Source organism: Bacillus sp. BC08, from assembly GCF_054326875.1.
This window is the reverse complement of sequence record NZ_JBTGPA010000040.1, coordinates 50891-75263: the sequence shown is the minus strand read 5'-3', so window position 1 is coordinate 75263 and position 24373 is coordinate 50891. Positions and strand designations below refer to the sequence as shown.

Annotated in this window: 22 protein-coding genes; 10 read left to right on the top strand and 12 right to left on the bottom strand. The window is 36.7% G+C overall.

Annotation, left to right across the window (positions count from 1 at the left end; translation table 11 throughout):
- Positions 1-612 (bottom strand): non-hydrolyzing UDP-N-acetylglucosamine 2-epimerase (wecB, locus tag ACXVYO_RS26680; RefSeq protein WP_458469245.1); only part of this gene is annotated, 612 nt, incomplete at its 3' end.
- A gap of 74 nt (positions 613-686) precedes the next feature.
- The gene (locus ACXVYO_RS26675) at positions 687-2057 is read right to left on the bottom strand and encodes a UDP-glucose dehydrogenase family protein (protein WP_458469243.1); all 1371 of its coding nucleotides are present in this window, start codon (positions 2055-2057) and stop codon (positions 687-689) included.
- Between the two features lie 590 nt (positions 2058-2647).
- Here ACXVYO_RS26675 and ACXVYO_RS26670 point away from each other — a divergent pair.
- From ACXVYO_RS26670 to ACXVYO_RS26660, 3 genes are all read left to right on the top strand, one after another.
- Positions 2648-3721: a glycosyltransferase family 4 protein gene (locus ACXVYO_RS26670; RefSeq protein WP_000378314.1), complete on the top strand. Its 1074-nt coding sequence runs from the start codon at positions 2648-2650 to the stop codon at positions 3719-3721.
- Between the two features lie 207 nt (positions 3722-3928).
- Positions 3929-4666 carry a polysaccharide deacetylase family protein gene (locus tag ACXVYO_RS26665; RefSeq protein ID WP_458469241.1) on the top strand — a complete coding sequence of 246 codons (738 nt, stop codon included), beginning with the start codon at positions 3929-3931 and terminating at the stop codon, positions 4664-4666.
- A gap of 104 nt (positions 4667-4770) precedes the next feature.
- Positions 4771-7446: a sigma 54-interacting transcriptional regulator gene (locus ACXVYO_RS26660; RefSeq protein ID WP_458469239.1), complete on the top strand. Its 2676-nt coding sequence runs from the start codon at positions 4771-4773 to the stop codon at positions 7444-7446.
- 140 nt (positions 7447-7586) lie between these two features.
- Here the strand turns inward: ACXVYO_RS26660 and exsM are convergent, their stop codons facing one another.
- Entirely contained in the window at positions 7587-8000 is a 414-nt protein-coding gene (gene exsM, locus ACXVYO_RS26655; protein ID WP_000207038.1) for an exosporium regulatory protein ExsM, read from the bottom strand.
- 189 nt (positions 8001-8189) lie between these two features.
- Between exsM and ACXVYO_RS26650 the strand changes: the two genes are divergently transcribed.
- A complete protein-coding gene (locus ACXVYO_RS26650; RefSeq protein ID WP_458469237.1) occupies positions 8190-9371 on the top strand; it encodes a chromate transporter in 1182 nt (393 codons plus the stop codon).
- Between the two features lie 41 nt (positions 9372-9412).
- On the opposite strand, the gene chbG is transcribed toward ACXVYO_RS26650, so the two are convergent.
- The 5 genes from chbG to ACXVYO_RS26625 form a co-directional block, all read right to left on the bottom strand.
- Positions 9413-10117, bottom strand: coding sequence for a chitin disaccharide deacetylase (chbG, locus tag ACXVYO_RS26645; protein WP_458469235.1), 705 nt, complete (start codon positions 10115-10117; stop codon positions 9413-9415).
- 48 nt (positions 10118-10165) lie between these two features.
- The gene (celF, locus tag ACXVYO_RS26640; RefSeq protein WP_458469233.1) at positions 10166-11491 is read right to left on the bottom strand and encodes a 6-phospho-beta-glucosidase; all 1326 of its coding nucleotides are present in this window, start codon (positions 11489-11491) and stop codon (positions 10166-10168) included.
- A 3-nt stretch (positions 11492-11494) separates the two neighbouring features.
- Entirely contained in the window at positions 11495-11818 is a 324-nt protein-coding gene (locus ACXVYO_RS26635) for a PTS lactose/cellobiose transporter subunit IIA (protein WP_000989050.1), read from the bottom strand.
- Between the two features lie 183 nt (positions 11819-12001).
- A complete protein-coding gene (celB, locus tag ACXVYO_RS26630) occupies positions 12002-13309 on the bottom strand; it encodes a PTS cellobiose transporter subunit IIC (protein WP_458469232.1) in 1308 nt (435 codons plus the stop codon).
- An 18-nt stretch (positions 13310-13327) separates the two neighbouring features.
- The gene (locus ACXVYO_RS26625) at positions 13328-13630 is read right to left on the bottom strand and encodes a PTS sugar transporter subunit IIB (RefSeq protein ID WP_001023569.1); all 303 of its coding nucleotides are present in this window, start codon (positions 13628-13630) and stop codon (positions 13328-13330) included.
- Between the two features lie 415 nt (positions 13631-14045).
- Between ACXVYO_RS26625 and ACXVYO_RS26620 the strand changes: the two genes are divergently transcribed.
- Positions 14046-15545: a polyamine aminopropyltransferase gene (locus ACXVYO_RS26620; RefSeq protein ID WP_458469230.1), complete on the top strand. Its 1500-nt coding sequence runs from the start codon at positions 14046-14048 to the stop codon at positions 15543-15545.
- A gap of 18 nt (positions 15546-15563) precedes the next feature.
- Positions 15564-15935, top strand: a complete 372-nt coding sequence (gene speD, locus ACXVYO_RS26615) for an adenosylmethionine decarboxylase (RefSeq protein WP_458469229.1) — start codon at positions 15564-15566, stop codon at positions 15933-15935.
- A 233-nt stretch (positions 15936-16168) separates the two neighbouring features.
- Here the strand turns inward: speD and ACXVYO_RS26610 are convergent, their stop codons facing one another.
- From ACXVYO_RS26610 to ACXVYO_RS26600, 3 genes are read right to left on the bottom strand one after another with little or no spacing between them, the layout of a single operon-like run.
- Positions 16169-16486 (bottom strand): PTS lactose/cellobiose transporter subunit IIA, encoded by a 318-nt coding sequence (locus ACXVYO_RS26610; protein WP_000379646.1) that lies wholly within the window; start codon positions 16484-16486, stop codon positions 16169-16171.
- A 9-nt stretch (positions 16487-16495) separates the two neighbouring features.
- Positions 16496-17797 (bottom strand): PTS cellobiose transporter subunit IIC, encoded by a 1302-nt coding sequence (celB, locus tag ACXVYO_RS26605; RefSeq protein WP_458469227.1) that lies wholly within the window; start codon positions 17795-17797, stop codon positions 16496-16498.
- 14 nt (positions 17798-17811) lie between these two features.
- A complete protein-coding gene (locus ACXVYO_RS26600) occupies positions 17812-18114 on the bottom strand; it encodes a lactose/cellobiose PTS transporter subunit IIB (RefSeq protein ID WP_458469225.1) in 303 nt (100 codons plus the stop codon).
- 222 nt (positions 18115-18336) lie between these two features.
- On the opposite strand from ACXVYO_RS26600, the gene ACXVYO_RS26595 reads away from it, so the two are divergent.
- The 3 genes from ACXVYO_RS26595 (at position 18337) to ACXVYO_RS26585 (ending at position 21282) form a co-directional block, all read left to right on the top strand.
- Positions 18337-19554 (top strand): dicarboxylate/amino acid:cation symporter, encoded by a 1218-nt coding sequence (locus ACXVYO_RS26595; RefSeq protein WP_458469223.1) that lies wholly within the window; start codon positions 18337-18339, stop codon positions 19552-19554.
- A 147-nt stretch (positions 19555-19701) separates the two neighbouring features.
- Positions 19702-20859: an acyltransferase gene (locus tag ACXVYO_RS26590; protein ID WP_458469221.1), complete on the top strand. Its 1158-nt coding sequence runs from the start codon at positions 19702-19704 to the stop codon at positions 20857-20859.
- A gap of 42 nt (positions 20860-20901) precedes the next feature.
- The gene (locus tag ACXVYO_RS26585) at positions 20902-21282 is read left to right on the top strand and encodes a VOC family protein (protein WP_458469219.1); all 381 of its coding nucleotides are present in this window, start codon (positions 20902-20904) and stop codon (positions 21280-21282) included.
- 40 nt (positions 21283-21322) lie between these two features.
- Here ACXVYO_RS26585 and ACXVYO_RS26580 read toward each other — a convergent pair whose 3' ends face one another.
- Positions 21323-23323, bottom strand: coding sequence for a YhgE/Pip family protein (locus tag ACXVYO_RS26580; RefSeq protein ID WP_458469218.1), 2001 nt, complete (start codon positions 23321-23323; stop codon positions 21323-21325).
- 135 nt (positions 23324-23458) lie between these two features.
- On the opposite strand from ACXVYO_RS26580, the gene ACXVYO_RS26575 reads away from it, so the two are divergent.
- Complete coding sequence (locus ACXVYO_RS26575; protein WP_458469216.1) at positions 23459-24343, top strand: LysR family transcriptional regulator; 885 nt, start codon at positions 23459-23461, stop codon at positions 24341-24343.
- The last annotated feature ends 30 nt before the right edge of the window (positions 24344-24373 follow it).

Genomic DNA, 24373 nt, shown 5'->3' with positions numbered 1-24373 from the left:
TACAAGACGATCGTTTCCAAGTTTCTCTAGTACAGGATGACTATATGTTTCTTTTACAGTTGTTTTTAGTGCGTCAATTGCTGTATTTCCTGTTATGAAAATGCGTGACTCATCTTTATTTTCTTTCTGTAAGTTCGTTGCTGATTTTGTTGTAGGTGAGAAATGAAGATCTGCCATGACGCCTGTTAATTGGCGATTCATCTCTTCTGGGTATGGAGAATATTTATCCCATGTACGAAGTCCTGCTTCAACATGACCTACTGGAATCTGATTGTAGAAAGCAGCTAAACTTGCGATAAATGTTGTCGTTGTATCACCATGTACAAGTACGATATCCGGCTTTGCTTCTTTCATTACTTTATCCAAACCTTCTAAACCACGTGTTGTAATATCAATTAAGGTTTGGCGGTCTTTCATAATATTCAAATCGAAATCTGGCGTAATTCCAAAGATACTTAATACTTGGTCTAACATTTGACGATGTTGTGCTGTTACAGTCACAATTGATTCAATTTTTTCTGGATGCTTTTGCAACTCTAACACAAGAGGTGCCATTTTAATTGCTTCTGGACGTGTCCCGAAAATTGTCATTACTTTTAAACGTTCAGTCATTTCATTGCCTCTTTTCTTTCACTAGTTACAAATTCTATTATGACATATAAGAATATACATGAATACATGCCTTTTTAACGAATAACGGAAAAGTCCCTCTTACAAATACTTTCTCTTCCAACCGAATAATAGTCTATCTCTTGCTTCTTGACATCCTCAATAGTATAACAATTTCTTCCATCTAATAAAATAGGCTCTCTCATAAGTTGTGCGTACTTTTCTAACGGATAAGCTCGGATAGCCTCCCATTCTGTCATGATAAAAGCCGCACTCGCTCCTCTAATCGATTCATCTATACATTCGCTATATTGTATAGTCTCTCCAAAGATATTTTTCATATTTGAAATTGCTTTCGGGTCATATAGAACTACATCCGCACCTATATGAATTAATTCTTGTATCATAATAAGTGACGGTGCATCTCTTATATCATCCGTATTCGGTTTAAATGCCGCTCCCAGCACCGCAATCCGCTTCTTGTTCATATTTAATACTTTCTTCGCTTTCTCAATCAATAACAACTGTTGTTTATTATTCACCTCAATGACTGCTTTTAACAAGCGAAAATCATGCGCCACATTCCCTGCAATTTGCACAAGGGCTTTCGTATCTTTCGGAAAACACGAACCCCCATAACCAATGCCAGCATTTAAAAAAGACGCCCCAATTCTCTTATCCATTCCCATCCCTTGTGCAACGTCTAATACATTGGCTCCTACCTTCTCACATATATTTGAAATTTCATTGATAAAACTAATTTTTGTCGCTAAAAAAGCATTCGATGCATATTTAATCATCTCTGCACTTTTTATATCTGTAACATATGTTTTTAAGTATAATTCACTATACAAATTCTCCACTTTCCGCGCTGCTGCCTCATTATCTGCTCCAATTACAATACGATCTCCCTGAAAAAAATCATAAATTCCTGAACCTTCCCGTAAAAATTCTGGATTCGATACGATATGTAATTCATATCTACTTTGTAATTTCTCCTCAATCCATCCTCTCATAACATCATTTGTACCTACAGGAACCGTACTTTTCGTAACGACAATAATGTCGTTCGTCGCATATGTTCCGATATCATCACAAGCACTTCGAATATATGTTAAATCTGCTGTCCCATCTAATAAAGATGGCGTTCCAACTGCAATAAATATAAAGTCTGCATCGTAAAATGCTTTTACCCTACTTGTTGTAAAAGTTAAACAATCATTCTCACACGCATCATTTATTAATTCATATAAACCCGCTTCATAAATAGGCAGATCCCCTTGCTTTATCCGTTCAATTTTCTCATCATTTATATCAAAACATGTGACTGAATGGCCTAACATTGCCAACCCTACTCCTGTAATCAATCCAACGTATCCGGTACCTATTATCGTAATTTTCATTTCCTTTTCGCACAGGAATATACAATAGAAAATATACGAATACATAGAATTTCCCCTGTGCTTCCCCCTCTCACATTAAAAATGAGAAAACCCTTTTACTTCTTTATTATATGAATACCTTTTTCCATTCTTTTTTAAGTTTTTGTAAAATTACATGCAAGAATATAAAATAAAACTTTATTCAGTGAGGGGCATTCATCCTCCGCTAATGATTAGTTAAACCAATCGAGACTTTACAGGAATTAAGGTTCCCACCTAAATTCTTTGCTTCAACTAAATTTTGAGGTGGAAGCCTTACTGCCCGTTCATGTGAATAAATTCCCACATTTTAACACGGAATTTACTCATTTCTACGTGTAACACTTATAATACTGAAATAAAAATATTCATTATCGAAGAAACAGAGAAAATGTCATATTCTAAAGTACAATACGATTAACCTTCTCAAACGATTCAACATTCTGTATACAATTGTCATATATTCTATCTGCTCCCATTTGCCGTGCAAAGAAAAAAAGATTGAATTCTAATCTTTTTGTGATACCATATGTTATGAGCCTGTAAATAAACATCATAATTTTCAGATAAATACATTTAAAAAAAATTACGTTAGACTATAAAAGGGTGGGGTATTAATGGACTCACAAGTGATTTATGCCATTTTGGCATCTTTCATCACTGTACTCGTCGTTACTCCTTTAGTTATTAAGTTAGCTTTTAAAATAGGAGCAACAGATAAGCCAAACGCGCGTAAAGTACACCAAAAGATCATGCCTCGTCTTGGCGGATTAGCGATATTTATTGGTGTGGCTGTAGGATTTGTTGTTGGCGGATTATATGAGCAAAGAATGTTATCGATAACGCTAGGTGCGATTATCATTGTAATCATCGGTATTTTAGATGATATGTACGAGTTATCTGCGAAGGTAAAATTCGGTGGACAACTATTAGTTGCCATGATGATTGTAAAAAGTGGATTATTAGTGCAAGTATTATATATTCCAATCCTCGGGGATACTGAACTTGGATGGCTTGCTTATCCAATTACAGTATTTTGGATTGTAGGTATTACAAATGCAATCAACTTAATTGATGGCTTAGATGGGTTATCTGCTGGTATTTCATCTATCGTACTTGCAACGCTAGCATATATGGCCTTCACTAGCCCATGGGGCACTGGAGCCGCTATTATTTTACCACTAGCATTAATTACATTAGCAAGTACAATTGGATTTTTATTCTACAACTTCCATCCAGCAAAAATTTTCATGGGAGATACAGGCGCACTATTTTTAGGATACTGTATTTCTGTTATATCGTTACTTGGATTATACAAAAGTGTAACGTTATTCAGCTTTATCGTTCCAGTTATCATTTTAGGCGTACCTGTATTTGATACGACATTTGCAATTATCCGCCGTATCGTAAATAAAAAACCTATTTCAGCACCAGATAAATCGCATTTACATCACCGTTTACTTGCAATGGGCTTTTCTCATCGTAAAACGGTACTAATTATATACGCATTCGGTATTTTCTTTAGTGTAAATGCAATCATTTTCTCTAGTGCGACATTATGGTTATCCATTATTCTTCTTTTCGTTTTAATCTTCTTTACAGAGATTATTGCTGAAGTAATTGGGCTTGTACATGAACGTTACAAACCACTTATTTCCTTTTATAAAAAAGTGAAAAAACGCGAAGACTAATTGTAGTATAGCCTTTACTATTATGAAATATTCAAATAGCATCCTCTTTCTTATAAGAGGATGCTATTTTTTATTTTTTACTCCTCATTTCATATTTCCAAAATATAGTTTGTTTGAGAGTCCCACTATTGGAGAAAGATATACATAATAAGAAAAGGGTTATATTTTCTTTTTTACATCTTGATTGTCAAACTGAGGGTGAATGTTATGATCAAGCGAGTATTTCAATGCATTATTTTATTTTTAACAATTACTATGTACGCGTCATCTCATGCAGGGGCAACTACAATGATTCCTGCTGAACATCATCCAAATACTGAAACTACCTCTCCTATCCAAAAAATCGCGTACTTAACATTTGATGACGGACCAAACAAATATACTACGCAAATTTTAAACATCTTAAAAGAAAAGAACGGAAAAGCAACTTTCTTTGTTATTGGTGGAAAAGTGCCACATTATAAAAAAACAATGCAACGATTAATTAAAGACGGGCATTATATCGGACTTCACAGTATGTCACACGATGTAAAACGCCTTTATACTGGTGATCCATCTGCTTTAATTACAGAAATGGAACAAACACAAACCATTGTTCAACAAGTTACAAAATTAAATACACATCTCGTTCGTGTCCCGTATGGTAGCATGCCTTACTTAAAAAAGAATTACCGTGATGCACTTGTATCCGCCCAGTATAAAATGTGGGATTGGACAATCGATACATACGACTGGAAAAGTTATGACAATCCTTCTGCCATACTAGAAAGAGTACGTAATCAGAGCGATGAACAAGTCGAAGTAATTTTAATGCATGATTCGAGTGTAACCGTACAAATACTGCCCAAAGTAATTGATTACTTACAGTCACAAGGATACAAACTTCTTCCCTATAATCCATCTTCTCACCTCAAAGTGAACTTTTGGAAAGACACAAGATTGTAACAGCTTTAGTGCCTATATGCTAAAGCTGTTTTATTTTTCTCTTCCCACCCTTCCCATTTTTGTGTAAAATTTTAAATAGTGATGAAGTTTCGAGGTGAATAGAAATGAAACGAATAGATCTCATTTTTAACGCAATGCAAGAAGGAAATTATACAGAAGGTGTAACTGCATCAGAACTCGCTACCCTGTTGCAGCTAGATCGCGCCAATGTAAGTAGCGACTTAAACAAACTTGTAAAAGATAAACGTTTATTAAAAACAAATACACGTCCTGTTCGTTTTTATATAGAAACGAACGCTTTGTTGGAAACGCATTCAAATGAAATGACTTCATTAGATACATTTGCAATTGAAAATACAAGCCTTAAAATCGCAATCGAAAAAGCGAAAGCTTCTATTCTCTATCCTCCAAACGGTATGCATACTTTACTGCTAGGAGAAACAGGAGTCGGAAAATCTATGTTCGCTTCTTTAATGCACGAATATGCAATTGAAGTTGAACAGCTTCCTAAAAATGCACCATTTATCGTCTTTAACTGTGCTGATTACGCAAATAATCCACAGCTACTACTGGGGCAGTTATTTGGGATTAAAAAAGGAGCTTATACAGGGGCAAGTGATCAAAAAGGGTTAATTGAAAAAGCACATGAAGGGATTCTCTTCTTAGATGAAGTACATCGTCTTCCTCCGGAGGGACAAGAAATGCTTTTCACCTTTATTGACCGCGGGGTATACCGCCGCCTGGGAGAAACAGAAAACGAGCGTAAGGCACAAGTATTAATCATTACTGCAACAACAGAAGAACCAAATTCATTTTTATTAAAAACATTTACAAGACGTATACCGATGACTGTTACGCTGCCACCACTTCGTGAGCGTACACATAAAGAACGCTTTGCTTTACTACAACTATTTTTCACAAATGAAGCGATACGCCTACGAAAAGAAATTCACGTTAGCCCGAACGCAATGCGTGCCTTCGTCTTTTACAATTGTCCCAATAACATCGGGCAATTAAAAACGGATGTACAAATTGCCTGTGCGAAAGCCTATTCTGACTTTGTGACGAAGAAACGTGATTCTGTTTATGTTTCAAGTACAGATTTACCTTGGTATATGAAAGAAGGGCTATTCATTGAAAGAAAGAGCCGTCATCTATACCAAATACCAAATGAAACATTTGTATTTACAGGTAATGAAGGTTGGAGTAATCATAAAATAGAGAATGAAAAACAGTCTTCTATATACGATTATATTGATTATAAATACGAAGAACTCCAAGCTCGCGGAATTGAAGAGGAAGAATTAGAATTACTAATAGAAAATGATATTCAAAGCTTTTTCGTACAATATTTTAACCAAATATCAAAAAAGACAAGTCATGAAAATGTTTTTAAAATTGTGGATCGTAATATCGTTTCCGTTTGTGAAAAAATTGCGGTACTTGCTGAGAAGCATTTGTCTAAGACGTTTGATGAAAAAGTATTTCTCGCTTTAAGTTTACATGTACAGACAACTTTACAACGTTTGCAAGCTGGGAAACAAATTCATCACCCACAATTAAATCAAATTCGTACGAAATACAAAGAAGCTTTTTCCGTAGCTATGCAATGCATCCAACTACTGGAGGACGAATTACAAATAACAATGCCTATTGATGAAGCAGGCTTTTTAACAATGTTCTTCGTTGTTGATCCAATTCCTGCCTCACAAACAGAAGTAAAAGTATTAATATTAGCGCACGGTAACGGCATCGCAACAGAAATGGCAAACGTCGCAAACGAACTTCTCGGCATTGAGGAAGTAACCGGTATTGATATGCCGTTACATGAATCGCCGAAAGATTTCTTAGAGCGTGTGAAAGTGTATATGAAAACACTCCAAAATGTAAATGGACTTCTCTTACTCGTTGATATGGGTTCGCTTGCTTATATTGGGGATATATTAGAAACTGAGTTCAAAATTCCGGTACGTGTTCTTTCCATGACGAGCACCCCACATGCACTAGAAGCGGCTCGAAAAGCACAGCTTGGCTACTCGTTAGATGCATTATATGAAACAGTGAAGAACTTAACACCTTTTTACTTAAACGTACAAGAAGAAAAGAAAAAGCCACTATCACCAATGAAATCTGTTATTTTGACTGCTTGTTTAACTGGGGAAGGCAGCGCTTTAGCTATTCAAAAAATGTTAGAGAACTATTTGCGATTTGACAAAGAATTAATTGAAATTATTCCGATTAGTATCGTCCATGAAAAAGATTTAACGAAAATGATTGAGAACATCAAAAAAGAGCGGAATATCATTTGTATCGTCACCAATTTCGATGTGCAAGTGCCATGCTTAACATATCATTTCCAAGATATTGTAAACTACACTGCAATTCAGCCAATTCAAGAATTAATTACGTATGAAGAAACATATGCAAAAATGGCTGATATTCTGGAACAACAAATGCAGCGGAACGACGGAGCATTACTTATTAAAACAATTCGTTACGCATTAAATACAATTCAAGAATTAATTTCCTTACAGCTAACTCCTGACAGCTTAATGGGTGTGATCCTGCATATGAGCTGTATGGTTGACCGTCTTCAAAAAGGAGAGAGCCTCCTCCCTCATCCAGATAAAGAGAAACGAAGACAAGATGAGTACTGGATGTATATGAAAGTGAAAAAAGCATTACAACCCATTGAAAATACATTTGAAATACAAATACCTGATGACGAAGTGTTTTATGTTATGGACTTCTTCATTAAAAATCAGCCTGTAAAAAATTAATCGAGGCAGTTGTTTAACTATATCGGCGTAACTCAGATTATATCGGCGTTTTTCCAGATATATCGATTTACAGACAATAATCGCTAAAATTTGCACCTTATAGCAGAAAAGGCTGTTCCAAAATATGGACAGCCTTTTTTCTACTTCTTTACTTTCCTAATTCTCCCCCTGATTTCGCCCTTCTTATTGGACTTCGTATAAACATTTACATATACATTCGCCTCAATGATTTCTTGCAGTAAGCTATCAAACGCTCTTCCCTGTAAAGGCCCTTCAAAATCATCCACATTGACTACACCAGTCACGACTCCTTCATTTACACTAATACCTTGCTTTAGCGGACCAAACAAATTTAAAACAACTGGACCAATTTGATCCGTTTTCCCTAAATGAATTTGGCATGATGTAACTTTTTCGATGTTTTTCAATATGACCCGATATTGCAATTTCTTTAAATCACCACTAAATATAAACTCTGTTACACCATAAGCTTCTGTATTTACAGGAGGTATTTCCCTCTTGCCTGTTAACCTCGCAAAGAAATGTGTTGTCATACGGGCATTCTCCTCATATAAATTTCCCAGCACTACTTCTACTACTTTATGGTTTATACATAATCATTTATGACTTTTTCAAGTTTTAATTGCGAAGAAAAGATTCACACAATCTTTACATTAGAATCGTTCCTTTTGCTTCACTATCTTTTGTATAATGCACTTAGAAAAGCATTCTAGGAGGGCGTTTTGACAAATAACAAATATACTTTTCACACATTATTAGAGATTTTTCTCGTCTCATTTAAATTAGGACTTACTTCATTTGGTGGCCCCGTCGCCCATCTCGGCTATTTCCACCACGAATACATACAAAAAAGAAAATGGATGGATGAACGAAGCTATGGAGATTTAGTAGCACTATGCCAATTCCTTCCTGGCCCTGCTAGCAGTCAAGTCGGTATGGGGGTTGGATTATTAAGAGGCGGGGTACTAGGAGCTATTATTTCATGGATTGGATTCACTTTACCGTCTGTGCTTGTTTTGGTTTTCTTCGCCTCATTCCTTAATCAGTTCAATCTTGGAAGCGCTGGCTGGATTCATGGACTAAAGCTTGTAGCAGTCGCTATTGTTGCTCATGCCATATGGGGAATGGCACAAAAATTAACGCCAGACCGAAATCGTGCGACAGTCGCTATTGTAACTGCCGCAATCGCCTTATTATGGCCAAGCAGCTGGACACAAGTCACCCTCATTATAATATCAGGCTTTATCGGCTGGTTTTTATATCGCAACCAACCAATTAGCCAATCTCAACATATAAAAGTACCTATTTCAAAAAAGATAGCAGTTTCTTGTCTCGTCTTATTCTTCGGGCTGTTACTACTGCTACCAATATTAAGACCGTTCTCTTATTACATCGCTTTATTTGATAGTTTCTATCGCTCTGGTGCACTTGTATTCGGAGGGGGACACGTCGTGCTGCCCCTCCTTGAAGGTGAGTTCGTACAAAACGGAATGATGACGAAAGAACAGTTTCTAGCTGGATACGGATTAACACAAGCCGTACCAGGTCCACTATTTACATTCGCCTCTTATATAGGAGCAGTGTTAAACGGGACGCTTGGAGCCATACTCGCAACAATTGCGATCTTTCTTCCTGCTTTCTTACTCGTTATTGGTGTTTTACCATTTTGGGACAGTGTAAGAAAAATATCTTTCATACAAGGAGCATTACTTGGAGTCAATGCAGCCGTTGTCGGTATTTTATTAGCAGCTTTTTATGATCCTATTTGGACAAGCACAATTATGAACGCTGTAGATTTTGTTTTTGCGTCTCTTCTATTTTGCTTGCTCGCTTTTTGGAAAACACCTCCTTGGATTATCGTTATAATTGGGGCCTTTGGCGGATATATTCTATCCATCTTGTAAGCACAAAAAAACGACGGCATTATATAGCCGTCGTTTTTCTATTAAAACTTCACAAGCTCTATTCCTTCAGGCAACTCGCTCTCTGTTAAAATGCGCAATTCTTTCACACGATCCATCACGTAAGAAGAACGCTTCACAAGCTCTGGATCAATATAAGCTGGATGAACCATAATTTCTACCGTTTGTTCACCTTGTACTCTTTCTTTTAACTTCACAAAGTAATCTTCCGTCACACCATCCGCGTAAAAATCACTGTAAAACACGTCAGAAAATGGGCGCACCGCTCGCTCTTCCTCACAACGACGAATCGGGACATTATATGTAGCCGCTAATCTCTCAAGAACATCGTGCAAGATCGGCAACCCATGCACGTGATGATGACTATCTAAATGAGTTGGCGTTAATCCGTAAGATAGGAATTTTTCAATTTGAGCAGTCCACTCTCTCTCAACTTCTTCTGGATTTACATTTCCTTTCCATACGACGCTTTGTTTATGAAACAATCCATCGCTACTTACAAGTGATGGTACGTCTCCAAGCAGTGGTTCCCCTGCTGTTAATACGAGATGTACGCCTACTCCGAGTAAGTTATACTCTTTTGCTAAGCGTACCGCATGCTCTGTTCCTGGCATATTCATCATCATCGTCGTTGAATTTACCAGTCCATTTATATGTCCATCAATAATGCCGTAATTTGTACCTTCTGTAAGACCGAAATCATCTGCATTTACAATTAACTTAATCATCGTAATACCTCCTAATAGAATAAAAAAAGCGGGCTAAATAGCGCCGCTTTATTTCTCTACCTTTTTGAAGAACTGTGGAAGATATTCTTTATGTGCTTCCAACATTTCATCTAAAATTTGTTTTGCAACTTTATCTGATGGTACAAGTGGATTAATTGTCATAGCAAGCAGCGCTTTATGATAATCCCCTGTAACAGCAGCTTCAATTGTTGTGCGCTCAAATGATTTAATTTGTTGTACTAAACCACGAACTGGTACGGGAAGATCTCCAACTGCAATTGGTTTTGGACCTTCTTTCGTAATAATACAGTTCACTTCAACAGCCGAATCATGTGGTAAGCTTGCAATTGTTCCATTGTTTCGTGTATTAACAGGCTGGATATCACCTTTATTATTGTAAATAGACGTAATTAAACTACATGCTGCGTCACTATAATAAGCGCCGCCACGTTTTTCTAATTGTGGTGGTTTAATATCTAAGTTCGGATCTTTATATAACTCGAATAAATCATCTTCTAATTGTTTTACTACTTCTGCACGTGTACCTTTTTCAACTGAAGCTTCTTTCTCTTCTTCTAACATTTCACGTGTTTTGTAATAATAACGATGGTATGGACATGGAATTACACGAAGACCACGAATAAAATCTGGCTCCCAGTTAAGTGCTGCAATATTTTCCATCGTAATTTGCTTTTCTGGATCTGTTACAAGCTCTAACACACGATCCATTACACTTACGCCATCTAAATATACATCTAGTCCGTATACCATATGATTTAAACCTGCAAAATCAACGTGGACACGACTTGCATCTACTTCAAGTAATCTTGCAAGACCCATACGGATTCCGATTGGAACGTTACATAGACCAACTACTCTTTGAATATTTGTATAACGAAGGACAGCTTCTGTTACCATACCAGCTGGGTTCGCGAAGTTAATTAACCATGCATTCGGACAAAGCTCCTCCATATCCTTACAAATGTCTAAAATTACAGGAATCGTTCTCAGTGCTTTGAATAAACCACCAGGACCATTTGTTTCCTGACCGATTACATCATATTTTAACGGGATTGCCTCATCTTTTGCACGAGCTTCTAATAAACCTACGCGAAGCTGCGTTGTTACGAAGTCAGCACCTTTTAATGCTTCACGACGATCAAGTGTTAAATGTACCTCGATTGGTAAACCAGATTTTTTCACCATACGTTTCGCTAAGTTACCAACGATTTCTAACTTTTCTTTTCCTGCCTCAATATCTACTAACCAAATTTCACGAACAGGAAGCTCATCATAACGCTTAATAAATCCTTCAATTAACTCTGGTGTATAACTAGATCCACCGCCGATTGTAGCAATTTTAATTCCAGTCATGCTTTATTCCCCTTTCGCTTCTAACTTTTTATAAAGGTCAATAAATTCTGCTGCTAATTCTTTTACTGTAATCGCATTCATTAAATGATCTTGTGCATGAATTAAAAGAACACTAATCTCTGTTTTTTCTCCTCTTGCTTCTGATTGTATGAGCTCTGTTTGGAAATGATGCGCTTCATTAATCGCTTCTTTCGCCTTTACCATCGCTTCATCTGCCTCTGCCATTTTCCCCTGTTTGGCAAATTGAAGTGCCTCCATTGCAAAGCTTCGTGCATTACCACTATTTAAAATTAATTGGAATGGAATTTGTTCTGCTGTAGTCATCATAATTACCGCCCTCTCTATTATGGTTCAACCGATTGAAATACCCCTTCAGTTTGAACATTTCTATTACATTATTATTTTATGAATGATAGTTTGGTGTTCTTGTAGATGGGTCTCATCTTTCTGAACATGATATAAAGGTGATTGTTCTCACAGATAATGTTATCTGTGAGAACAATTACTATGTTACATAGGTACAGAGTTATTATTTCCTTGTGCTGTTGCTTTTTCAGTACGAACAACAGAACGGTCGCATAATACAACGAATGGATAGTAGATTACCATCGCAATTACAAAGTTGAATAACTGTAGAATTGCACCTGAAAGATGTCCACCTGTTACAAGATAACCACTAATAATTGGTGGTGTTGCCCATGGAATCATCACAACTGTTTTTGGTACCCATCCAATAGATATAGCTGTATAGGACGTAATTACTAATACAATTGGTGTTACGATAAACGGTAAGAATAAAATTGGATTTAAAATAATTGGTGTACCAAAGATTACTGGTTCGTTAATGTTAAATGCACCAGGTCCAATTGATAAGCGAGATACACCGCGTAATTGTGCACTTTTTGCTACAAGTAATACCACTACTAAGAATGCTAATGTTGCACCAGAACCACCAAGATATACGAAAGTATCAAAGAATGGTTTTGTAATAATATTTGGAACATCAAATGCAGATGTACCACCTTGGAATAACTTCATATTTTTCTCTAATGCTGGTAAGTATAATGGCTCAATAATACCACCAACGATATTTGGCCCATGTAAACCGAAGAACCAAAGAAGATGAACAAGGATTACAATGACAATTGCACTTGGTAATGTCCCTGCTAAACTTTGCAGTGGTGATTGAATCGTATTAAAAATAAATTCATGAACACTTGTACCAGCTAATTTCACTGCTAATTGAATACCTGCAACTACTGTTAAGATAACAAATGCTGGAACTATAGCTGCGAAAGATCTTAAAACTGCTGGTGGTACTCCATCAGGCATTTTAAGAGTAATGTTTCTTTGTACAAAGAAACGGAATACCTCAGTAACAAGGAGTGCCACGATAATTGCTACGAATAGCCCTTGTGCACCTGTCCAAGCTAAGTTCAATCCGCCTTCTTTCGGTGTTGTTGGCGTAAGAATAATTAACGCACCAAATGAAATAATACCTGCTGACAAGCCATCAACACCGTAAGATTTTGCTAAGTTATAACTTGTTGTAAATGCTATGATTAGTGCTAGAATTGCGAAAGAACCAGTCCACATTCCACCGCCAACTTGTTTCCACGTTTCACCAAACAAACCTTTCATGAAATCTTGGAATGCTTCAGATGGAAAACCATTAATTAGTGATGCCAGTGCACCAACTAAAATAAGTGGCATAACTGCAATAAATCCGTCACGGATCGCAGCTAAGTGACGTTGCGATCCGATTTTACCAGCGACAGGAACAATATATTTCTCCATAAATGCAATAAATTTTTGCATTTCGCTTCCCCCCCCTAATTATTTTTTAAGTGTTAACGCGTGATCTAAAACTGCTTCTCCATTCATCATGCCGTAGTGCATTGGATTAATAACATCGATCCCAACGTTTCTCTCATCAGCAAGCGTTTTCATTGAAGAAAGCATGTAACGAACTTGTGGTCCTAGTAATAATACATCTGCTTGATCGATATTTGTTTTTACTGCATCCCCAGATACAGCCCAAATCTTACCTTCTAGACCGCGAGCTTTTGCAGCCGCTTCCATTTTTGTAACTAGTAAACTTGTAGACATCCCTGCTGAGCAACATAATAAAATATTCATTTGAAAATCCCCCTTGTGTAGTATAAAAAATTTATGTTTTATTTATTTTTCTTTACGCTATTTATTAATGCAATTAGCGTGCCAACTTTTTAAAACCACTAAAATCAGCACTTTTCCGACTGTTTTCTTTGTGTGTTAACGCTTCCAATTAGTGTGTCACCTAAAAAACACACAGTGTGTTATAAAACAACACGATTTTAACACATAACTGTATGAAAATAGATTAGTGTTTAGTTGTCTAGTTGTGTTTAAAACAAAAAAACAGTAATTTTAAAAAAAAAGCGTAAAAATATAATATTTCAGCTCAAATCAAAAACAAATACCTATTCAAGACACTCGTCTAGCTATTGTCCAGTCAAACTCTATTAAATTACATAGAATAGAAGAAAATAAAGTATTTTGAAAGGGGATTCCAATGCCAAAGCATAGAAAAAAAGGTAGAATGAAGATTTATAGAATACAGGTTCCAAATAAATGGTATAAACAAGAAGAGGATTCTGCATTAAATTCCAACACGAATACACTAGATCAACAGGACACTGAAGATAAACAAGATCAAAAAGACAAACAAGACAAACACGACAAACAAGACAAACACGATAAACAAGACAAACAAGACAAACACGACAAACAAGACAAACACGATAAACAAGACAAACACGATAAACAAGACAAACAGGACAAACAGGACAAACAGGACAAACACGATAAACAAGACAAACAGGACAAACACGACAAACAGGACAAACAGGACAAACAGGACAAACAGGACAAACACGATAAACAAGACAAACAAGACAAACAAGACAAACAGGACAAACAAGACAAACAGGACAAACAAGACAAACAGGACAAACAAGACAAACAGGACAAACACGATAAACAAGACAAACAGGACAAACACGATAAACAGGACAAACACGATAAACAGGGCAAACACGATAAACAAGACAAGCAAGACGAACAGGGCGAACCTAATAAACAAGCACAATCGGAAAATGTAATAATAGTACCCACAGATTCACACAGCTTAGATGTATGGGATGAAATTTCTCTAAAAGAAATACAAACTGGTGAACATACAAGTTTATTTGAAAAAAAAAGTAATTATCAAAACATTAATTTACTCCAAGTAAGCGACATTCGTCTATATTTGGATAAACAACTACAATTTAGTTCCGTCGATGAGCAAATCTATCATGAAGCACTTGTTCATCCGATTATGTCAAAGGTAATAGATCCAAAACGCGTTCTCATCTTAGGCGGTGGCGATGGTCTTGCTTTAAGAGAGGTTTTAAAATATGAAACAGTTCTACATGTAGACCTTGTCGACTTAGACGAAGAAATGATTACGATGGCTCGCAATGTTCCAGAATTAGTTTCTTTAAACCAACGTGCATTTTTTGATGAGCGTGCAAATGTACATGTATGTGACGCAAAAGAATTTCTGAAATCTCCTTCCTCTTTATATGATGTAATTATTATTGATTTTCCTGATCCAGCGACAGAAGTATTAAGTACTTTATATACAAGTGAACTATTTGCTCGTATAGCTACGTTTTTAACAGAAGATGGGGCATTCGTCTGCCAATCTAATTCACCTGCTGATGCACCTCTTGTATATTGGGGTATCGGTAACACAATTGAACATGCCGGATTAACTGTGAAAAGTTATCATACAATCGTCCCATCTTTCGGAACTGACTGGGGATTTCATATTGCCACTAACTCTGCCTATGTACTCGATCAAATTGAGCAATTATATGTTGTGCCAACTCCTCGAACATTACCTTCTCTTCTTGCTCCTTTGTTTCAATTTAAAGAAGAACATTTAGAGCACCGTAATAATGCCGTTTTAAATTCAGAATCTAATCTTACCCTACATCATTGCTATCAAATAGAAATGGAGTTTTGACAAGGAGGGTATAAATATATGGAATATTCTACGTTTGGTCGTCATATAATAGTAGATTTATGGGGCGTGGATTTTTCTCTATTAAATGATGTTCATTTTTTAGAGCATCATTTAATAGAGGCAGCGAATCGATCTGGTGCTCACGTTTTAAATGTAAGTAACAAAGAATTCCACCCATATGGAGTAACGGTATTACTTTTATTATCAGAAAGCCATCTCTCTATTCACACTTATCCTGAAAAGAAATTTGCAGCAATTGATTGTTATACTTGTGGCACATCTGTCGATCCTCAAGAAGCCATTGATTCTATAATAAGCGTATTAAAACCAGAGCGTATGCATATAAAAAAATTAATTCGTGGTGTAGGAGAATTTGTTACTATCAATTAGTTACCATTCTCATTTCCCAAGAAGAAGGAGGCTTGTTAATATGAAAATACCATCAGTGGGGCTCATAACACTCCACTGATGGTACGTACACATACATAGTTTATTCATCTTAATTGATGATTTAATTCCTCAATTTTTCGTTTCCGATATAAAATCATTACAAACCATATAACGACGTAAGTAATAATGAAAGTATCTTTATAAAACATAAAAAAACCTTGCATACGCAAGGTTCATTCCGATACTGACATCTTCCTATATAATTCTACAAATTCACTCGCTAATTCCTTCACCGTAATCGCATTCATTAAATGATCTTGCGCGTGCACCATCAGAAGGGTAACTTCGGTCTTTTCACCACCAGCTTCTTTCTGTATGAGCTCCGTTTGTACACGGTGCGCCTCTTTTAATTCCTCTAACGCTTCTTGTAATTTCGCTTCTGCTTCTGTAAATTCTCCACGCTTTGCACAATCAATTGCTTCCATTGAACAACTTCGTGCATTTCCCCCATGCAAAATTAAGTGAAAAGCCTTCGTTTCTATCGTATCCATTTTAGTTCTTTACTCCCCCTTTTCTTCCGCCAACTTTTGTTTATCCCATATTTTTAAGAACGGTAAATAAATGAAGAATGCAAGCGCAAAATTAACAAGTTGTAACACAACACCTGAAATTTTCCCGCCCGATCCTAAATATCCACTAAATAGAATTGGTGTCGTCCAAGGAACAGCAGCCCCGCTCGGACGAGCAACTAATCCCCATTCCATTGCAAAGTAAGAAACAATCGTTAACACAACCGGAACCAATATAAATGGAATTAGTAAAATTGGGTTCATGACAATCGGCATACCAAAAGTTACCATCTCATTAATATTAAATATACCAGGTGCAATTGACAATCTTCCTAAACTTTTTAATTGCTGACTCCGTGCAAACAATAACATTCCAATAACTAAAGCAAGTGTCGCACCAGATCCACCCATATAAATCCATAAATCAAAAAACTGTGCAGTAATCGTATTTGGTATATCTTGCCCTGCTTGGTAAGCAATTCGGTTTTGATCCATTAACGACAACCAAACCGGACTCATTACACCACCAACAATAGTAGCTCCATGAATTCCACACGACCAAAGAACATGAACGAGAATAACAGCTATTATTGCACCCCAAAGACTAGCACCAAGTACACTAAGTGGTTCCTGTAAAATTTGCCCCACAATATTATGGATACTGCCAAAAGAAGTATTTTCTATAATTAGGCGTAAAATCCAAATAACCGTTACAACAATAAATCCTGGAACAAGCGCGGCAAATGAACGTGTCACAGCTGGCGGAACTGTCTCTGGCATCTTTATAATGATCTTTTTTTGTACAATAAACCGATAAAGTTCAGTAGATATAAGTGCAATAATCATTGCTACAAATAACCCTTGGCTTCCCATTAACGCAGCTGGGATAGCACCTTCTACAAGTACACTCTCTTTTGTACTTGGTATAATATATGCAACTTGAAATGGCGTCGCAAGTAAAAACGTCACAAGCGACAATGCCCCGGATGCTAAAGCGTCCACTTTATAATACTCTCCAAGTCTGTAAGCGATTCCAAAAACAGCTATTAAAGCCATTATATTAAAAGTTGCACTAACTGGATACCCCAAAGCCCTCTGCCAATTCTCCCCAAACAAACCTGCCATAAAATCATTATAACCTGGTATTGGTAAAGCACTAATGATGAGGAAAAATGATCCTATAATTAAGAAAGGCATCGTCAATACAAGTCCATCACGAATTGCTAGCAAATGCCTCTGTTCTGCAACTTTTCCTGCTACCGGCATTACATATTTCTCTAAAAACCGTATCATCTATCCCACTCTCCTCATGGTTTCATTGACAAAGCTGCTTGCAAGATAGCTTCTCCATTACAAAGCCCGTAATGGGCGGGTTGAATGACATCAACAGGTACTCCCTTCTCCTTACATAATTCTTTCATTTTCGGTAATAAATAACGTACTTGCGGTCCAAGTAAAAGCACATCAGCTTCATCTATGTGACTATTTACTTCAGAACCTGATACTGCCCAAATCTTTACCTCTATCCCTTTTGCCTCTGCTGCTTTCTCCATTTTTGTAACAATCAAACTGGAAGACATTCCCGCTGCACAGCAAAGTAAAATATTCATTCCGTTTCCCTCCCCCTTTTTCCAAACCTAAATTACGACGCATCCCTTGCCGCCACTAGGTTACAAATATATATGTCTAGATTGCCTGCTGTATGCCGAGCTTAAAAACAAAAATTTCTCGGTTTTCACGCTATTCTATCTATCATTATTCTCCTAGTAAAGAGGACTCTAACTCGCTATAATAATTCAGTATGATTTTTTAATTGATAGGAGGATATATTTATGAAGGCATATCGCTTTCCACTTATTTTATTATCTTCTATCCTAATTGGTGGTTTCATTGGTTATTTCATGGGTACCGATGCAGTTGCTTTAAAGCCGCTTGGTGACATTTTCTTAAACTTAATGTTTACGATTGTTGTACCTTTAGTGTTCTTTAGCATCGCATCATCTATTGCTAATATGGATGGATTAAAACGTTTCGGTAAAATTATGTCTAGTATGGCTGGGACTTTCTTATTTACAAGTATTTTAGCTGCTATTTTTATGATTATTGTCGTGAAAGTATTCCCGCCAGCACAAGGTGTTGTATTGGAACTAACACAGCCTGATAAAGCTGAAAAAGCAGTTAGTGTTGCAGATCAAATCGTCGGTATTATAACAGTATCTGACTTCTCGAAGTTACTATCTCGTGAAAATATGTTAGCTCTTATTTTCTTCTCTATCTTAATGGGGGTTGCAACTTCAGCAGTTGGTGAAAAAGGAAAACCATTCGCTACATTCTTACAAGCTGGTGCAGAAATTTCAATGAAAGTTGTATCTTTCATTATGTACTACGCTCCAATCGGACTTGCTGCTTACTTCGCAGCATTAGTTGGTGAATTCGGACCACAACTTCTTGGAACTTACTTCCGAGCAGCAATGGTATACTATCCAGCGTCTCTAATTTACTTCTTTGTATTCTTCACGTTCTATGCATACCTTGCAGGTCGCAAACAAGGTGTACAAATATTTTGGAAGAACATGGTCTCTCCTACAGTTACATCACTTGCAACTTGTAGTAGTGCTGCTAGTATTCCAGCGAACTTGGAAGCAACGAAGAAAATGGGTATCTCTTCTGACGTTCGTGAAACAGTTGTCCTTCTTGGATCTACACTTCATAAAGACGGATCTGTTTTAGGCGGCGTATTAAAAATTGCTTTCTTATTCGGTATTTTCAACATGGAATTCGAAGGACCGAAAACATTAGCAATCGCACTTGTTGTTTCTCTATTAGTAGGAACAGTAATGGGCGCTATTCCAGGCGGCGGTATGATTGGTGAAATGTTAATCGTTTCTCTATACGGCTTCCCGCCAGAAGCATTGCCAATTATCGCAGCAATCAGTACAATCATTGATCCTCCTGCAACGATGTTAAACGTAACAGCAGATAACGCTTGTGCCGTAATGACAGCTCGCCTTGTAGAAGGTAAGAACTGGATCAAAAACAAATTTGCTTAATAAATAGAAAGAGGATGCTCCAGCCGAGCATCCTCTTTTTTGTTGCTGATCCATTCCGCCACAAATTTGTTATAATCTTCACAAATATTCCACACTCATTATCCATTCTCCGTACTATAATCATGTATGGAAAAGGAGATGGACCTAATGACTCAAAGCGCACCAGAATTTAAAGTTTTGCAAAGCATTGCATTTCTTGCTGTCGTTTTGCAAAGTTCCTTATTATATACAATGAATCAAGGAAATGTCTTACTTGAGCACTCCCTCATTATGGGCATGCTATTCAACCTTGCAAAATTTTCAGCACCTGCATTCATATTTATCGTCGGCTTTCACTTAATTCGGCAATATACGAAGCAACTAGCCTACACAGAATATATTTATGAAAAAGCCGCACATTTACTCATTCCTTATTTCTTCTGGTCTATTCTTTACTTATTAACAACAAACGATATGATTACACTACAAAGTGGTATCAAAAGTTTATTACTCGGAACAGCTGCACCCCATCTTTGGTACGTGATTATGATGTTCCAAATTCACTTATTGTTCCCTTTACTATGTACACTATTTTATTGGTTTCAAAAACGAACAGAAAATAAAAAAGACATATATAAATATATGACTATCTTTGCTTGTCTATATTTCCTCTTAATGTGGTATTCTTCTCACTACATTTTTAATGGAGAGAAATTGACTAGCTCAACCATTTTACATTATACAGATCGTTCCTTCTTCTTCTACTCATTCTATTTCGTCATGGGAGGAATCGCTGCTGTAGCGCTAAAAACGTGGCGTACATTTGTCATGAAACATATCCCGCTTATTACAATATTATTTTTCATCTTATTTTTATTCATCAATTATGAGTTATTTAGTTTTTACGGAGCAAACTCTATTCATTTAACCGTTTCAACCTATTTAAAACCGTCTATGTTTTTATATATCGTATGCGAAATTATTATACTTTACGTGCTGTCTATTACAATCGTACAGCGACGCGGTTTCTTATATAAAGCTTTACGATTTATTGGAAATTACACGTATGGTGCTTATTTAGCTCATTTTTTCTTCTTGCAACTATGTACAAAATTTCTTTCTTTATTCACACTGCAAGAAAATACAATATTATATAGCCTATTATTATTTACAATAACGGCCACAATCTCAATTTCAGCAATGGTCATTTGCAGTACACTACCATTTCATACATGGATTACAGGACCTTCTCCTACGAAAAATGTGAAATGGGCTAAGATTGTACTTCGGAAAAATCACGAAAAGGTATTCAAACCATATCTTTGATATAATAGAATTCCATATAAGAAAAGAAAGTAGGACACACCTATGATTAATCAAATTGGACAAATTATGTTATATGTAAATAATCAAGATGCAGCAGTACAATTTTGGACTGAGACAGTAGGATTCCAAATTATTGCGGAAGAAAATAACGGACAAGGCTTTCGCTGGATTGAAATTGCACCAACGAAAGAAGGAGGCACAAGCATCGTCCTTCACGATAAAGCGTTAATTGCTAAGATGCAACCTGAATTAAACTTAAATACACCTTCACTTATGTTCTTCTCTAATAACTTAGACCAACTGTATAAAGACCTTTCTGAGAAAAACGTTACAGTTGGACAAGTTGTAGATTTACCTACAGGTAGAGCATTCAACTTTGCTGATAATGAAAACAATTACTTTGCGGTAATGCAACGCAAATAAAAAAGAAGCTATCCGGAAAAAATGGATAGCTTCTTTCATTTTAGGAAACTTGTTCTGCATTCGTCTCTTTATGTTGTATATGACTCGTGATCCAAGCAATTCCGCCGGCAACAACGAGATAGCATAATAATATTAAAATTTGCATTTGTAATTGCGACCAATCTCCTAAAGAAATCACATCTTGTAGCCCTCTAAGAGAATGGGACATTGGGAGAAATTGTCCAACCTTGCTAAGAACAGCTATATTTAATTCTCCTGGGAAAGTACCCCCGCTCGTCGCTAATTGCAGGACAAGAAGCGTTACTGCTAAGAACTTACCAATAAGACCAAATACCGTTACTAACATAAGAATAAACGTCATGAACGTAAAGGAAATAACAATACTTGATAAAATAAAGAGTGGCACACTTGCAACTTCTAATTTCATAACCCCTAGTACAACCACATCCACAAGTAATGCTTGAATCAGTCCAATTACATATACCAATCCTAGTTTATTAATAAAATGTACCGTTCCGCTTACTTTCATATTTTGTCTACGGCCAAGAGGTAAAATATTTGATGCCATAATTCCGCCAACATAAAATGCAAGTGATAAGAAATATGGTGCAATACCTGAACCGTAATTAGGCACATCAGAAACTGTCGACTTCACTAATTGAACTGGCTCTGAGAACATCGTATTGCGTGCATCATCATTGCGAATATCCGCTATCTTCTCTGCGCCCTCTCCCAATTTTGTAGAAAGTTCTTTTGCACCATCGTCAAGTTTAACAAGTCCACTTGTTAACTTACCAGCACCGTTATTTAACTCTGTTCCGCCACTTGCAAGCTGATTTACACCTTCTTGCAGGGATATATATCCGTTCCCCCACTTCGTAAATCCATCAGCCAGATTCCCCGCACCATCTGCTAGCTTTTTCGTTCCAGTAGTAGCCTCATTTAACTTAACTCCAAATGTATGCATGCCTTCTTCAACCTTATGCTGACCAGCCACAAGCTTCTGCGCACCTTGTGTCAATTGTTGTTGGCTATTATTTAAAGTGCTTGTTGCTTTAGCTAATCCATTAGAAGTAGCAATGATCTTTTGAAAAGCAGGATCTTGTTGCACTTCTGGGTGACTTTTCACGTACTCTTCTAATTGTTGCTTTACACTATTTGCTGCATTGTCCGCTTTCACTTGCCCTTCAGCAAGTTTCTCACTTCCGTTCACCCATTCATTTGTACCAGCACTTAATTCACTAACCCCTGATTGTAAAGTTTTTTCACCTTGCGTCAATAACTCCATCCCACTATGAAGTGAGTTTGCTCCTTGACTTAGCTCGTTTGCTCCGCCAGTTAAGGCTGATTGGCTAGCAGCAAGTTTTTCACTTCCCTCTTTCACTTTTGATGTCCCGTCACTTAAACGATGAATACCATCTGCAAGCTGATTGGCCCCATTTCTTGCATCTGTCGTTCCTTCATGTAACTTCTCAGCGCCATTACTTGCATCACTCAATCCTTGTGCTAAGTCTTGGAACTTTGAAAAGACACCTTCTGTATAAGATTTCGTAATACTATTTGAAATTTTTGTTTTCATATTTTCAACAGCTGTCGTTCCAATTTGAGCTGCTACAAAGTTTTTACCCGGATTTACTTTGTACTGAAGCTGCGCGGGCTCTGGTTTCTCATCCATAAGTGTACTTACCTTTTTAGAGAAATCCTCTGGAATTGTAACAACCATATAATACTTATCTTCTTTTAACCCTTCATCAGCATGTTTTTCTGATACGAAATGAAAAGCTAGTTCCTTATTCTCTTTTAAATTTTTTACAAAATCGTCTCCGGCATGAATTGTTTTTTCATCCATCGCAGCACCCTTATCTAAATTTACAATCGCAACAGGTAATTTATCTAATTTCCCATACGGATCCCAGTATCCAGCTAAAAAGAATCCTGAATAAATTAAAGGAACGATTAACAAAAAAATTAAAGCGATACGTCCATGTTTATGGTGCCACATCGCTTTCCAATCTTTAAATATAAGTTGAATTCCTTTCATGAAACATACTCCTTCTCCTAATTTAACACCATTACAATGGTTTAACAGATTTACTATACACGCCACTTTCCATACTGTATAATACATCTTTAATTATCAATTCATTCCTTTTGGTCTATAGAAAGGAGCGTCAAAATGGAACTTCTTCAACTAAAATACTTTCAGACAGTCGCACGATTAGAACATATGACAAAAGCGGCTGAAGAATTGCATATCGCACAACCTTCGCTCAGCAAAACAATCGCTAGATTAGAAAAGGACTTAGGCGTCCCGCTATTTGATCGCCAAGGTCGACAGATTACATTAAACTCTTTTGGAAAAGTATTTTTAAAACGAGTAGAGCGCATTTTTCATGAATTAAGTGAAGGTGAACGAGAAATTAAAGATTTAGCTGAATTACAACAAAGCTCTATTACACTGGCAGTTTCTATTCCGAGAATATTACCAGAACTACTCGGTTCTTTTTTACTAGAGCATCCTAACGTTCGATTCCAACAATTTCTCGCATCTACTCCTTCTATGAAGCGACAACTAGATAATATAGAAATTGACTTTTGCATTTCTTCTGTACCAATTGAAGGCGAGGAAATTATGTGGGAACCACTTATTACAGAAGAAATTTTCTTAGTCGTCCCTTCAGGCCATCGTTTATCAGGACGCGACAGTGTCCATCTGCATGAAGTAAAAGACGAACCATTTATTAGTATGAACACTGGTTACGGATTTCGGCACTTAACAGATGAATTTTGCAAGGAAGCTGGTTTCACTCCACATATCGCTTTTGAAGTAGATGAACCAACCGTGATTAGCGACCTTATTAAGCAAGGCCTAGGCATCGCCTTTGTCCCAAGTTTAACTTTATTAAAAAACTCTACTTTAGCATTAAATAAGTTACGTATTATTGAACCAAATTGCGAGCGAACTATCGGCTTAAGTTGGTCGAAGAAACGCTACTTATCGAAAACTGCTCAGCAATTCCGTAAGTTTGTGATTGAGTACTTCTCTACTATTAAGGTGTAAAATTATATCAATACATAACGACCCAAATAG

What these genes read in the sequence shown, in the direction of transcription:
- ACXVYO_RS26675 (WP_458469243.1), bottom strand. Translation starts at nt 2,057, where the DNA reads ATGTATTCGTATATTTTCTATTGTATATTCCTGTGCGAAAAGGAAATG.
- ACXVYO_RS26670 (WP_000378314.1), top strand. Translation starts at nt 2,648, where the DNA reads ATGGACTCACAAGTGATTTATGCCATTTTGGCATCTTTCATCACTGTA.
- ACXVYO_RS26665 (WP_458469241.1), top strand. Translation starts at nt 3,929, where the DNA reads ATGATCAAGCGAGTATTTCAATGCATTATTTTATTTTTAACAATTACT.
- ACXVYO_RS26660 (WP_458469239.1), top strand. Translation starts at nt 4,771, where the DNA reads ATGAAACGAATAGATCTCATTTTTAACGCAATGCAAGAAGGAAATTAT.
- exsM (WP_000207038.1), bottom strand. Translation starts at nt 8,000, where the DNA reads ATGACAACACATTTCTTTGCGAGGTTAACAGGCAAGAGGGAAATACCT.
- chbG (WP_458469235.1), bottom strand. Translation starts at nt 10,117, where the DNA reads ATGATTAAGTTAATTGTAAATGCAGATGATTTCGGTCTTACAGAAGGT.
- celF (WP_458469233.1), bottom strand. Translation starts at nt 11,491, where the DNA reads ATGACTGGAATTAAAATTGCTACAATCGGCGGTGGATCTAGTTATACA.
- ACXVYO_RS26635 (WP_000989050.1), bottom strand. Translation starts at nt 11,818, where the DNA reads ATGATGACTACAGCAGAACAAATTCCATTCCAATTAATTTTAAATAGT.
- celB (WP_458469232.1), bottom strand. Translation starts at nt 13,309, where the DNA reads ATGCAAAAATTTATTGCATTTATGGAGAAATATATTGTTCCTGTCGCT.
- ACXVYO_RS26625 (WP_001023569.1), bottom strand. Translation starts at nt 13,630, where the DNA reads ATGAATATTTTATTATGTTGCTCAGCAGGGATGTCTACAAGTTTACTA.
- ACXVYO_RS26620 (WP_458469230.1), top strand. Translation starts at nt 14,046, where the DNA reads ATGCCAAAGCATAGAAAAAAAGGTAGAATGAAGATTTATAGAATACAG.
- speD (WP_458469229.1), top strand. Translation starts at nt 15,564, where the DNA reads ATGGAATATTCTACGTTTGGTCGTCATATAATAGTAGATTTATGGGGC.
- ACXVYO_RS26610 (WP_000379646.1), bottom strand. Translation starts at nt 16,486, where the DNA reads ATGGATACGATAGAAACGAAGGCTTTTCACTTAATTTTGCATGGGGGA.
- celB (WP_458469227.1), bottom strand. Translation starts at nt 17,797, where the DNA reads ATGATACGGTTTTTAGAGAAATATGTAATGCCGGTAGCAGGAAAAGTT.
- ACXVYO_RS26600 (WP_458469225.1), bottom strand. Translation starts at nt 18,114, where the DNA reads ATGAATATTTTACTTTGCTGTGCAGCGGGAATGTCTTCCAGTTTGATT.
- ACXVYO_RS26595 (WP_458469223.1), top strand. Translation starts at nt 18,337, where the DNA reads ATGAAGGCATATCGCTTTCCACTTATTTTATTATCTTCTATCCTAATT.
- ACXVYO_RS26590 (WP_458469221.1), top strand. Translation starts at nt 19,702, where the DNA reads ATGACTCAAAGCGCACCAGAATTTAAAGTTTTGCAAAGCATTGCATTT.
- ACXVYO_RS26585 (WP_458469219.1), top strand. Translation starts at nt 20,902, where the DNA reads ATGATTAATCAAATTGGACAAATTATGTTATATGTAAATAATCAAGAT.
- ACXVYO_RS26580 (WP_458469218.1), bottom strand. Translation starts at nt 23,323, where the DNA reads ATGAAAGGAATTCAACTTATATTTAAAGATTGGAAAGCGATGTGGCAC.
- ACXVYO_RS26575 (WP_458469216.1), top strand. Translation starts at nt 23,459, where the DNA reads ATGGAACTTCTTCAACTAAAATACTTTCAGACAGTCGCACGATTAGAA.